Source organism: Robinsoniella sp. KNHs210, from assembly GCF_000686105.1.
GTDB lineage: Bacteria > Bacillota > Clostridia > Lachnospirales > Lachnospiraceae > Robinsoniella > Robinsoniella peoriensis.
In genome coordinates, this window is sequence record NZ_JMLZ01000002.1 from 2,647,100 (window position 1) to 2,660,218 (window position 13,119).

Genomic DNA, 13,119 nt, shown 5'->3' on the forward strand with positions numbered 1-13,119 from the left:
GGAAATAAACCACCCTTCAATCCTATTTAAAATTTCACATATATTTTTTTTATACTCTGTTTTTATTTATCTGTATTTTCAAACTCTGCCGCTTTTTTAAGTGCCTCTTTCCAAGCCTTCTTATAATACTTCTCCACATCATCCATTCCCAGATCCTTCGCTTTCTTCACCATATTCTGCCAAAGATCTTCAAATGTATTCTCGTCTTTTGCATAAACCAGGTCCCAGGAATCGCCGCGCACTACTTCTCCGATTTCCGCAATTTTATTCTCCATAACATCGGATACAGGAGGTATCATATTGACCGCTATGGTAGACTTTGCCACCATATCATTTTCATAAAGGTATTCCGCAAGGACGTCTTTCCCCAGCATCTCATTAACCTCTTTCTGCATTAATGTTTCATCCACATTCAGGCTGGAAGGCCAGTAACGGTAACTGATGGTATACCCGTCATCCATCAGAGTAGATGCCTGTAAACCCAATCCATTAAAATGATATACCCCGTTTTGGAAAGAGCCGCCGCCTTCAACCGGCATGAGATCTTCGCTTTTCTCATTAATCACATCCCAGCCCTTTTCCGTTACATAAGGCTCGCCATCCGATTTGCGTTCCCAGACGCCGCCCTTTGGACCATTATACAGATATTGTTCCACCTCCGGATCATAAAGCCAGTTTAAGAACTCACATGCTTTTTTTACATTTTTACAATTCTTACTTATGGCAAAATACCAGTTACGCCCGATTACCTGATCCGGGGCTTCATAAATTTTCATATCCGAGGCCAGAATATTAGCATAACCGTCTGGTCTCTCCTCATTATTTACATGTCCGGAGGAGACATTGTTATAGTTTCCCCAAAGCCAGGAGAACCAGGAAAACATGACTCTTCCTTCGCTGTACTTCTTCTCCAGGTTGCTATAACTCTGCGTAGCAGAATCGGGATCCAGCAGCCCTCTCTGATTTGCCTCAAAATAGAACTTTAATGCACGCTTATAAAAGCTGTCCTCTTTTAATATAGAGTTTGTCTCCTTTGTTAAAATATTGGTTTCCATCAGTGTAGACACATATTCTGAATCAATCCCATAAAAGTAGGACAGCGATGCAATTTCCAGGGCTGAATATTTGTCCCAGTCAGAAAAAAGAGAAAATCCATAAACTTTCTCACCGGATTCAGTAACTGGCTTTATTTCCACCATTTTTTCTACAACATCCAGATAATCTTCCAGAGTATCTAGCTTTGGAGCTCCTGCCATCTTATAAGCATCCCATTGCAGAAGCGGCACCCAGTTATAAGCATTATAGGACACCGGCCCAATTGAAGTGGGCATGAAGAACAGTTTTCCAGTGCCATTACTGGTATTTTCCATGGTATAGGCAATAGCACTTTGATACTCCTCTGTTTTAAATATAGCCGGCAGCAGATTTTCATATTCTTCCAGGGGAAGCAATAAATCAGCATCCATGAGAAGCTGCACCTCATCCAGATCACGAAATCCAATGATATCGGGTAGATTCCCCGCTGCCATGTATTGCTTTAATTTCTGCTCTACCTCATTGCCGCTTGCATAGAAATCTACTTTGATGTTGGTGTCTTCATACAGCTTCTGGGCTCCCCAGCCTTCCCATATTCCATCATCCGAGGCTACTGATTGCTGAACAAATGCTGTCAGTATCGTCTCGGCACTATTATTTTCTGTTTTTCCCGCTCCAGACAAATCCTTCGATGTATTACATCCGCCCAAAATCATCAGAGAAGCGCCGGTGATCAACACTCCTGTTATGACTTCGGTGATTTTCTTCCCGATTATTTTCTTCCATTTTATTTTCTTGCACTTCATTTTTTTCATTTCCCTGATCCTCTTTAAATCCCTTACTTTCGCCTGTTTTCTTGCTTTTTATTCTATCGGCTGTTATAATCTCAGTATATCAGATTCGTCTGAATTTTCATAGAATAGATTTCAAGGAGCTATTATGCTGAAAAAAATCACAAGCGGTTATTATTCAAAAATGATGTTAATTTGTATTACCGCAGTCTGTACCATTACAGCTGTGCTTCTTTCTTTATGCAGTTTTTTAATACGGGATCAGGAGAAATCGGAATATTTGAAAAACTATGATATTGCAGTGAATACCCTCTCTTCCATTCTCGCAACCAAGCAAAACTCTTTTGCCAATACTCTTTCTCCTGTATTTTCCAGTACCTCCCGTTACCAGGCACTTTGCAGCCTCTACCAGAAAGATTATGACAATGATTATAATACATCCCAATCGGTAATCCGTATGCTGTCTGAGATCTGCCGATATGACCAGTTCTGCCGCGGTATTCTGCTGATTACGAATTCCGGAAAGCTTTATCAGTATAATGTTAGCTACGATACTCTGGTTCCATTGCAGTTTGACGGCACAGCGCCAGGTTTCACATCCTATGATCTGCAAATTCTTTCTGACTCCCAGATCGATGCGTTAAGCAGTAACTACGATAAACCGGCGGAACATGTCTATGGACTTAGCAGCACAATTTTTGATTACTCCAATAAAAATCTGGTCACATTAGGTCAGATGATAATATTGTACTCTACCGCTGAATTTACCAATGCGATCGCCGATGCACATCTGGATGAAAATGGCCTGTTTACAATTACTGATATGAAGAAAAATATTGTTTATGCTTCCGACGGAGAATACGGGAATTCTTCAAAACTGCTTCTGACAAATGAACATCCTGACACAACAAATAGTGTCCAGCTTCCAATAGCAGAACATATGAAAAATAATACCAAATATTTCAGTTCCTCAATATTTAATGGAAAGTATGATTTTTATACCAATTACCAACTGCCGGCTTCTGCTGTTGCCGGAAGTTTTACCCTGGTCATCCTTGCTATTCTGGCACTTGTTATCTGTCTGGCATCCATTCTGCTCTACGTTATAACCATGAGGATATCCAATAAGAAAATCAAGACGATACAGGCAGGAATGAGCCGTGTAGGACAGAATAATCTGGATTACCGCCTGCCTCTGCCAAACAGTAACGATGAGTTTAAACAGATCACCGTAAGCTTCAATAAAATGTGCGATGAACTGCAGCGAAACGTGGAGAAAGCATATGTATATGAAATTTCCCAGAAAAAAGCGGAACTTTATGCAATGCAGACAAGTATCAACCCTCATTTTCTCTACAATGCACTGGAACAGATCCGCGTTCAGATCGTCAAAGGCCTTTATAACGATGCTTCCCAGATGCTGCTGCTGCTTTCCAAGATGTATCGAAATCAGACCCGCAGAAATCTCTACGTCTCCATCGGTGAAGAACTGAATCTCTGTGAGAACCTGATTAACCTGTATATGTACCGTTTTGGTAATTTCGAATATGAATTTATTATCGATAATGCACTGAAGATCTATGGTATTCCCAAGAATACCCTTCAGCCTCTGATCGAAAATTATTTTGTACATGGTCTGATTCTGGACCGGGATGACAATATGCTGACCATAACGGTCACCTCAGTTACAAGAGATTCAAAAGACATGTTAGAACTTGCTGTAGAAGATAACGGTTCATCCATAACACCGGAGGAACTGGAATTATTAAACGAAAAACTCAGCCAGCCGGTTATGAAACGCAACGAAGATAATGGTTTTGCACTTTCCAATGTCAACACCCGTTTGAAACTGGTATTTGGTGAAGGATCCTGTCTCATTCCCCAGGCCGGCAGTGACGGATGCGGATTCCGCATTGCATTTTATATACCACCGGTATTGCCGGAGGATATCAAATAGTATCCACTTTATGCAGTGGTATCAACCTGAACAGCGCAAAAGTCTGTCCGGAATGCAGTTTACCGGAATGCTTAATGGTGGCGGAACAGGAATTGAATATTAAAAAATACAGGTATTTCAACCGGATGAGCAAGAACCTTAAAGGAAACGATAAACAAGGCAAAACTTCACTTATTGTTTTTATTATCATTCATATGAATTAATTATGCTATTTAAAATACTTTTTAATAGACAATATATTTGTATAATGTTATACTGTGATTATGGAATAACCGTTACAGGGTAGTTGACCTCCTACTTTAAAGGATAGGGGGTGGTGCTATGACTACATACCAGGTATTGACACTTATGTTATTATTTGGCGGGTTTTTATTGACACTCCTTGGCTATATAGACAAGCGAAAATAAAAAACTACCCTGTTCTCGCAAAACAGGGTAGTTTTTCTTATCAAATTAACTAGAGGAAAACTGCCTAACCCGAGCGGTTATTCCTTTTATACTCACATGATACCACCTGACGTAAAAAAAGTCAAATCAAACGTTATTCGTTTATCTCATGAAAATCTATACGCATACCTTTGCCTTCATAACATATATGTTTTACCAATACCTTTCCATCCAACCGGAAAAATTTCACATCGAATTCCTGTGGATAAGAATAGTTCCCCTCCACATCATTTAACATCACACATTTTTGCTTTTCTTCGTAGCGTATTGGAATTAAGGCATAATTTCCTTCTTCGTATTGATAATCCACACCATTATCAAGATAATAGTCAAAGCTGCCATCCTGTCCTTCATAGACTTCTATCGTATCGGCCGTGCCATCCTTCATACATTTTTTACTCAGCGGTAGAATGGAACCTGCCTTGATAAATACAGGTTGCCAGTTTATGGGGGCTTCTACTTCCAAATTCTGTCCGCCGTTTAATACTTCTTTCGTCTTCTGATGATACCAGCAGGTTCCTTCCGGAAGGTAGACTTTCCAGGTGGTTTTTCCATCCAGCTTTGAATTTTCCGGACCGTATTCCATCGCCCGGGTTACCGGGCAGACAAGATAAGAAGGACCATACATAAATTCTCCGGATATTTCCCGAACATTAATATCCTTATTGAAATCAAACATCAGGCTGCGCAATATGGTATAATCATCTGCTTCTACCTTGTGTGCCAAGGAATATGTATAAGGCAGCATTTCATAACGCAGCTTAATATAATCCACAATGGTATCGTAATATTCTGTCCCCGGCTCTCCAAAATACCATGGTTCCCGATAGGTATCTGTTCCATGTGAACGCATAACCGGAAGGAAGGTTCCAAACTGCAGCCACCTGGTATACAATTCACGATAACCAAAATCATCTGTTCCTTTTTCGAAAAGACCATGCCAGAACCATGGGGCTTCTCCTTCCTCCACGCCGCAGAAGCGTCTGAATCCTTGCGTAGAGCCTGCAAAGAATGCTCCGATATCCAAGGTCCAGTAAGGAATCCCTGACATACACATGCTTAATCCTTCTGCAATCTGATTGCGGAAAACTTCCCAGGTCGCCATGATGTCTCCTGACCATAGAATTGTGCCGTACTGCTGTATTGAAAGGGAACCGGAGCGAGTCAGGTTTGCAACCCGCTTTTTATTGTCTGACGCTCTTTGATGCTCGTAGATTCCTTTCGCGTGTACAAGTGCATAATTATTTGCTTTTCTTGCATCAAAATATCTTGTCAGATTCTCTCTTGCAAGCTCATAACGCTCCTCCTCGGATCTCTTTTCCAAACCGTTCCAGTCAGGAGTGAAGGGTTCTGTGGAATCACACCACCAGGCATCTGCTCCGCTTTTGAATAATTCTCTCTCACACTGCTTCCAATACAGATCTCTTGCTTCAGGATCAAATGCATCATAAGTAGATAGGTTTGCCAATAACTTGCCCGCATCCATCATTTCCTGATTGTTATCACATCCTTTATTCATATTTGGCCATATGGAAATCATAAAGGCGGTATCTTTTTCATGAAGTTTATCCGTCATTTCCTTTAAATTCGGGAAGCGCTCTTTATCAACGAATTTATTCCCCCACTGCCCTTCTGCCCAGGATTTCCAGTCTAATACCATACAGGACACCGGAATGTCACGTTTTTCAAATTCCTCCCGGGTAGCCAATATATCTTCCTGGGTAATATAGCGCTCCCGGGACTGTATATAACCAAATGCCCAGCGCGGAAGCATCACTGCTGTTCCTGTTAGTTCCCGGATACCTGCAATCAGAGCATCAAAACCATCTCCGGTAATTACGTAATAAGACATCTGGTCTACCGCATCAAAATTCAGGGTAATCATATTATCTGCCTCTTCATAAGCCATAAGACAGTCAGCATCCAAAAGTATAGCATATCCCTTTGAGGACAGGAAAACAGGCATGGGGATCTGCATATTGTTCTGATAAAGATATTCTTTAACCCCGCGGTAATTATAAGTTCCCTGCTCCTGCTGACCCAATCCGTAGATTGCTTCATCTTCGTCTATTGTAAATTTAAGAGTTCCTGAAAATGCATCACCTGTCTTAATACTGGCTGCATTCTCAATAAAAGAACGCTCCCCGTCAATCGTCTTCTTTGTAACAATCTTTGCTTTTTTTCCTTCAATCACATACTGGAAAATCTCACGGTTCTGGAATTCAAAGCTTTTCTGTGCAATGAGCGGAACTCCCCTGCGAGTAAATGCCACGTCCTCATTTGTATCCTGATCCAGTACCAATGTTTCATATTTTTTCTTGCTCACAATTGCCATTCCCGGCTCTCTTAACTTTCCATCCGGCGTCAGCACGACCCTGGTAATATGGCTAACTTCTCTGTTCATACTTATACCCATTGCATATTGCGGACTTGTGTTCATACTTATGCCCATTGCATATTGGGGACTTGTCTGCAATACTGCCACAATTAAAACAGGTTGAAAGAATCCATGCGTGGCTGCCTTTCTTATTCTTATTTTTCTTTCAACTTATCAATAGTGCAAGCTGCATCATTACAGCCTTTTTAAAAGTGCAAATCCATTTCTCTCCAAATGCACTTCTTTTTGACACGTACAATTTTTCAGAACATCTTCCATAGGCTTCTCTAATACCAGGCTGGTATCCTTAGCCGTAAAGTTGATCACATAATAATAATCAGCTCCATCCAGTTGTCTATGAATTACTTCCACTTTTTTCTGCGGGCATATAGGATTCTTTTCAATTCCGGCTTTTTCGCAGAAATAGGTAAATAAATGCATCATGGATTCATCGTCCACATCTGTTCCAAGATAACATGCCGTACCCTTACCATATGTATGTTCACTGATTGCCATAGCACCCGTTTTATAATCTTCCATATATATTCCGATTGCCCTCGCATCGCCTTTCAGTAAATCACTCCACATACTATCCAGACTCTCCTGCACAGTATTACCCAGATTTAACCTGAGCTTTGTTCTGTTGGATGCAAACACCGGCTCCACTTCTTCAACGTTCACACCAAAGACATCATTCAATCCTGCCGGAAGTGAGTCCGTATATCCAACATTGTCTTCATTCTTGGCTGAAGTCAAGAAGGTAGCTATCAATATTCCGCCGTTTTTTACAAAATTGCGCAGCTTCTCCTGGAATTTTCGGTCTGCTATAAACGCAGTAGGCACCACTAGGAATTTATATCTGGAAAAATCTGCTGCAAACCCAATTACATCGGCATTATATCCCGCATCTTCCAATAAATTGTACATTCTGCCGGCATAATCCAGATAATTGAAATCCGGATCATTCACAGGTTTTATGCGAAGTGACCAGTGCACATCATAATCTACGCAGACCGCGATCTCATTTACAAACTCTGCATTCCCGTAAGCTTTTAACTGCTGCAGAACCCTTGCTGTTTCCTGCATTTCATAATATCTTCTTCTTGGTACTCCATCCATGTCCACGATAGCATAATTCAGCTGCTCTGCTCCAAATGGGAAGGTACGGAATTGGAAATGTAACATCATATCCGCACCATGGGCATAAGACTGGATTACTGCCTGCTTCAGTGCACCCGGATTCGGCTGGACTCTACCGGATCCTCCAAAACGGTGTCCGCCGCCCGACATAAATTCCATTACCCAGAATGCCTTCCCATCCTTAACCCCTCTTGCAAATGCATAAGGAAAGGAATCTACGGCGGCATCCCGAAGTCCGGGATAAAAATCAAATCCGTATACATCCAGGTTCTTCGTACTCTTATAATAGTCAATGCTGTTGGTAGCAAGACCGGTACCATTCGTGGTAACCGGATAATCGCTGTACCTATGGAGAATATCCGCCTGAAGATTCTGATACTCTATCTGTGAGTCGCTGGCAAACCGTTCGAATTCCAGGCGCAGAGTAGGATTTTCAAAGTACACCGGCAGGGTCTGCTCTGCACTTACTTCAATTGTATTTACCGGTGGCTTTATCTGATCAAAATTCTCATAATCCTGTCCCCAGAAAATATTTCCGCTTCGCCTGTTGTATTCTTCAATCGTTTTATATTTTACTTTCAGATAATCTGAAAATTTACTTTTACATACCGGACAATGACAGCGTCCGGATGCTTCCTGCGCCGGTTCATTGTCGATCTGAAATCCGGAAACATATGGATTTTTCCCAAAACGTCTGCCGATTTCCTCTGTGATTTTCACGGAATACTCCCGATAGACCGGATTATTGTAACAATAGAATCTCCGTCCACCAAAAGGTCTGACTTCCCCTCTGTTATCCACATAGAGAACCTCAGGATGTGCATAAACCAGCCATGCCGGCGGGCATGCAGTCGGTGTGCAGATAATACTGCTGATCCCTGCTTCACCTAATTCTATGACTACTTCTTCCAGCCAGTCAAACTGATATTCTCCCGGTTCCGGCTCCATTTTACACCATGCAAATTCACCCATACGAACCGTGTTAATACCGGATTCCTTTAATAGTTTCAGGTCATGCTGTAATTCTTCCTTTGTTTTATGTTCAGGATAATACGCTACACCATACTGCATTTTCTATTCCTCCTACTCTGTTCTCCATAAATAGCACCAGTCGGCTTGTAAAAGCGGTTTTTCTTTCACACTTTCCCCATGAATCGCGCAAGCTGGCTTGTGCGATTCCTAATATGTAGTGTGAACAAAGTTCGCACTGTGAAAGTGGGTTTCCTTTCACACTTTTCCTGTAAAATAGATTTCTGCCGCCTCGGCCTCTTTCACTTCTTCTTTTAAAGTAAGTACTACAATGGTATCAACTTCCGGTTCCCGGATACTGCTTAGATCAATCCGTACCCCCACATCATCCTGTGCAAATGGAAGTGCATCTCCATGAAGAAGTGCTGCATTTTCAACATGATACTCCTGTAATGGAACCTGTTCCCTGGAAAATGCTTTTGTATCCAGCACATGCAGATAGATTTTATTTGCTTTGCTGGTAGTTCCATATACGTTATCTACCGGTTCAACAGGGCCCCCTCTGGTTCCATAGACTGCTTCGCCGTTTATCTTTAACCATGCTCCGATTTCCCGCATTCTGGTTTTCACCTCTTCTGAGAGCTTCCCATTTTTATCCGGTCCTACGTTCAGAAGCAGATTCCCATCCCTGCAGATTACATCTACCAGCATTTTTATCAGCCAGTCAAAATCGGATACCGGATCTTCTGCCATCCATCCCCAGGAACTGCCGCTGCAGACACACATATTTTTCTCCCAGGGTACCGGAAGAATTTTACCGCTGATCTCGTGGGAACCCTCATCGCAATAAAAGTCTCCTTCATATCCGGAACGTGGATTCAATAAAGTTTTTGGATTATATTTACGAACCACTTTATTTAAATTTACCGGCTCCCAGAACCATGCACTGGAGGTGTCACTGCCTTTGTGGGCAAGCCATCCGCCATCGTACCACATAATATCAATGGGACCGTATTTGCTGCAAAGTTCCTCCACTTGTCCGTAACACTGGTCTTTCATCAGTTTTGCATTATCCGGCAATCCTTCCGGGTCAAAATATCCCGGAAATCTCCAGTCCATTGGCGAATAATACAGTCCTACACGAAGGCCCGCTTCTCTTGCCGCATCCGTATATTCTTTTACAAAATCTCTTTTCGATCCTGTATTGTAACTGGTAAATCCCTCAAAGCTTGCAGGACTGTCCCAGAGCGCAAAACCATCATGGTGCCTGGTAACCATTACCATATACTTTGCACCGAAATCTTTTGCCAGATCTGTCCATTCCGTCATAGAAAAATTCTCCGGGTTGAATTCCTGCGCCAGTCCCTCATATTCTTCTTTTGGAATCTGTTCATTAAATCTTGCCCACTCCCCTCTTCCAAGTATGGAATAAAGGCCCCAGTGAACGAACATACCTACTTTTGCATCTCTCCACCATTGTAAATCCTCCGGCGGTAATTTCAGTTCCGGGCATTTTACCCCCCCTAAACTTTTTAAATTTATACTGCTTTTCAGCATAGAGCGCAATTCTGCGCCCGTCATCTCTCTTGGTGTTTTTGAAGCCATTTTTATTCCTCCTATTCTTCGTATAACCAGTCCAGGGTATCCAGTCCCTCACCGCCCAGGTTGGCATTTCTGGGTTTTAATACCGTATCAGCAGCTACGACACCGGCGAGCATGAATGCTCCGGTTCCAAAATAAATTTCATGAACTCCTTTTTCATACCGGTAAGCATGAATGTTAATTGGCGGACAAGCCTCTGCCTTAATGGCATTTGCATAGACTACCGTCAGCCCTCCCCGGTCATCTGCGTGGGTGTTAGTTTCAAGATCCGGCAGCTGCAGCCACTCTACCCCCTTGGCATTCATATATCCAATCAGTACATAAGAATCCTGTGGCAGATCCAGTTTTACGGTTACCCCTTCTTCAATGGCTGCTCCCAGTCCCATACGTACTGCATGCAGCTTTTCAAGTTCCGGCGCCAGGTTGATTACTTTGCAGGAGCAATCGTAAAATACACTGTCACCTTTTTTCAGATCATAAGTCTCACAGCTCTGATCACCCAGCAAAGTAAACGGCACAGGTATCAGTGCATCCGCTTTCACTTCCTCTGCATGATCAGTTGGCAGAATTCCCTGCTTTAATTCTGCAAGGTGTTTCTTAAAGTTCTCATATTCCTTTTCGTACTCTGCGAGGCAGGCTGACCAGTGTCCGAAGGTTTCTCCATTAGGAAAAGGTATTTTTCTCTGTGGAGTCTGCATACTGTTGGCATAGAGGTAAGTACTTTCTGTAAGTTTTGCAAGATTTCGGAATTCATGAAGAGAGTCTTGCATTAATGCCGCTGCATTTTCTAACAATGCCACATCGCCTTTGCACTTTTTATCCATCGTATATTTATATTTCAGGATTTCCATGGCACCCTCTAGCTTTTTACAGTAGGAAATACTCATTTCGTAAACAGCTGCCGCATCGGTATACAGGCGGTTCAGCTCTTCATTTCCTTCTCCTTCTTCTTTCATAACCTCTTCCATAAGCCGTAATGCCTTTGTCGCATGAGCGCTGACTTCTGAAATCATATCATACGGCGTCTCTCCAATATGTGCCTCACCAGCCAGTTCTTTTTGAATATAATCATCCGGCTGTTCCCCTTTTCGGGCTACGGAATTCCAAAGTTCCTTGTTTGGACGGTAGCGGTTAACATTGGTAAACTGGCTCATGGTCATTCCAAGACTCATAGTCTGCCTGTTTCCTTCTGTAATACCTATTCTTCCCAGAATTTTCGGCGCACACTGCCCAGCATTTTCCTGAGAAATTAATAACTTTCTTGCTGATTTCGCAGAAATCCGGTAGTGCTTTGCAAATACATTTACCCAGTGTTCCATTTCTGTATTTTCTTCACGGTTTGGATTCCATGCATAGCGGAACCATGCGGCATACCAGATATAATCCCTGTCCATCTGCAATAATCTGGGTGACACCTTATCCGGTGTATATGGCCAATCCCAGTAGAACAATGGATACAGATGCAGTCCATTACAGCCAAACCGGTGCTGTCCAGCCTGCACACACTTCTGAATGTACAACGGGGCATTAAATTGGAAGGGCTCCAGATCTGCCAGAATATGTATATTCATTATATGTGTGGTGCCCAATCCGCTTAGCGACTGGTGAATGTCCTGCCATTTTCCCTTAGGATAATAAGTAGTCAGACTTTCTCCATTATATTTCCACATGGTGTAAAGGTTGGAGTACTTTTTCTTCGCCTCTTCCATGGCTCCAACAGGGTCACAGTCATGACCGCGCAGAATAACCGGAGGCTCTTCTGACAGTCCTGCTTCTGCTGCTCCTTCTTTTACTGCGGGTATGATGGTATCGATAAACCAGTCTGTCTTGTTCTGCGTTCCGCGGAGTGCTTCTCCCAGGCATACCATAAGACCGATATGAGGAAAGGATTTGATGAATTCCTTAATTGTTTTTCCTGTGTAGTCTGCTACCAGTGGTGTAATCTTACTTTGCAGCAGTTCCAATCCATGCTTCCTGGCAAATGGGAGAGGGATATGTATATTGTAGAATTTTAATACTACCCAGATACCTCTGCGGTCACATTCCCTGGTAAGCCAACCGAATACTTCACGGTTTAACTCAAATTCTTCTTCCGTTACCTCCAGGGCTTCGGGATAGTCTGCCACTTTCACCAGGGATGAAAAGGGGTGTCCGCTCCAGATATAGAGCACGTTACAACGCATGGATAACAGCATATCCAGAAACTTTGTCCACATCTCTTTATCGTAAAACCACGGGAACCGCTCCGGGGTAATTGGATATTCATAGGTAAGCCTTGGAGGTTCGATCTTTGTCTTTTGCAGACCGACTGCAGGTCCCCTCAGTTTAAATACAGGTGCGTCTCCAAAGGTTATTTCAGCCGGAAATTCTCTGTCTCTTTCAATTCTCTCTTTTAACTCCATACAGCCGTATAAGGCTCCGGTGTCTGTTCCTCCACAGATGACCGTTAACTCTGCAGAACAGGTTTCAATATAAAAGCCTTCCCCCTCCGGCTGGCGGGTATGGAAAATTAATAGTTCGTTTTCCACCATCCACTGTAAGAATGTGTCTTCGCATAATACAGAAATATAAACCTTTTTCCCTTCTATATTCCGATACTCTGCAGGTGACTGGGGGAGCGGGGCGTAAATCACTTCATACCCGGCACTGGTCATTGCCTGATCAAGCTGCAGTAATCCAAAATTGATTCTTTCATTTTTTGTGCTGTTTTGTAATATTGTAATTCTTTCCATTTGTTCCTCCATAATCTTAGAGCGTTTTTATAAATGTCAAAGTGTGTCCGAAATTACTTATATAATTGA

At 42.5% G+C, this 13,119-nt stretch carries 7 protein-coding genes; 2 read left to right on the forward strand and 5 right to left on the reverse strand.

Going from position 1 to position 13,119, the window contains the following annotated elements; translation table 11 throughout:
• Positions 1-62 precede the first annotated feature (62 nt).
• Positions 63-1,841: an extracellular solute-binding protein gene (locus tag CD03_RS0118725; protein WP_197041678.1), complete on the reverse strand. Its 1,779-nt coding sequence runs from the start codon at positions 1,839-1,841 to the stop codon at positions 63-65.
• A 133-nt stretch (positions 1,842-1,974) separates the two neighbouring features.
• Between CD03_RS0118725 and CD03_RS0118730 the strand changes: the two genes are divergently transcribed.
• Together CD03_RS0118730 and CD03_RS38625 are read left to right on the forward strand one after the other, a co-directional pair.
• Positions 1,975-3,783, forward strand: a complete 1,809-nt coding sequence (locus CD03_RS0118730; protein ID WP_027294940.1) for a sensor histidine kinase — start codon at positions 1,975-1,977, stop codon at positions 3,781-3,783.
• A gap of 321 nt (positions 3,784-4,104) precedes the next feature.
• Positions 4,105-4,191 carry a putative holin-like toxin gene (locus tag CD03_RS38625; protein WP_255348127.1) on the forward strand — a complete coding sequence of 29 codons (87 nt, stop codon included), beginning with the start codon at positions 4,105-4,107 and terminating at the stop codon, positions 4,189-4,191.
• A gap of 133 nt (positions 4,192-4,324) precedes the next feature.
• Here the strand turns inward: CD03_RS38625 and CD03_RS34050 are convergent, their stop codons facing one another.
• The 4 genes from CD03_RS34050 to CD03_RS0118755 form a co-directional block, all read right to left on the reverse strand.
• The gene (locus tag CD03_RS34050; protein ID WP_156042956.1) at positions 4,325-6,715 is read right to left on the reverse strand and encodes a glycoside hydrolase family 31 protein; all 2,391 of its coding nucleotides are present in this window, start codon (positions 6,713-6,715) and stop codon (positions 4,325-4,327) included.
• A gap of 87 nt (positions 6,716-6,802) precedes the next feature.
• Positions 6,803-8,818 carry a beta-galactosidase gene (locus CD03_RS0118745; RefSeq protein ID WP_027294941.1) on the reverse strand — a complete coding sequence of 672 codons (2,016 nt, stop codon included), beginning with the start codon at positions 8,816-8,818 and terminating at the stop codon, positions 6,803-6,805.
• 156 nt (positions 8,819-8,974) lie between these two features.
• On the reverse strand, positions 8,975-10,321 hold the full coding sequence (locus tag CD03_RS0118750) for an alpha-L-fucosidase (protein ID WP_027294942.1): 1,347 nt from the start codon (positions 10,319-10,321) through the stop codon (positions 8,975-8,977).
• 11 nt (positions 10,322-10,332) lie between these two features.
• A complete protein-coding gene (locus CD03_RS0118755; RefSeq protein WP_044289495.1) occupies positions 10,333-13,050 on the reverse strand; it encodes a hypothetical protein in 2,718 nt (905 codons plus the stop codon).
• Between the last annotated feature and the right edge of the window lie 69 nt (positions 13,051-13,119).

Excerpts from the sequence above, each read along its gene's own strand:
- CD03_RS0118725 (WP_197041678.1), bottom strand. The coding sequence starts at position 1,841 with ATGAAGTGCAAGAAAATAAAATGGAAGAAAATAATCGGGAAGAAAATC.
- CD03_RS0118730 (WP_027294940.1), top strand. The coding sequence starts at position 1,975 with ATGCTGAAAAAAATCACAAGCGGTTATTATTCAAAAATGATGTTAATT.
- CD03_RS38625 (WP_255348127.1), top strand. The coding sequence starts at position 4,105 with ATGACTACATACCAGGTATTGACACTTATGTTATTATTTGGCGGGTTT.
- CD03_RS0118745 (WP_027294941.1), bottom strand. The coding sequence starts at position 8,818 with ATGCAGTATGGTGTAGCGTATTATCCTGAACATAAAACAAAGGAAGAA.
- CD03_RS0118750 (WP_027294942.1), bottom strand. The coding sequence starts at position 10,321 with ATGGCTTCAAAAACACCAAGAGAGATGACGGGCGCAGAATTGCGCTCT.
- CD03_RS0118755 (WP_044289495.1), bottom strand. The coding sequence starts at position 13,050 with ATGGAAAGAATTACAATATTACAAAACAGCACAAAAAATGAAAGAATC.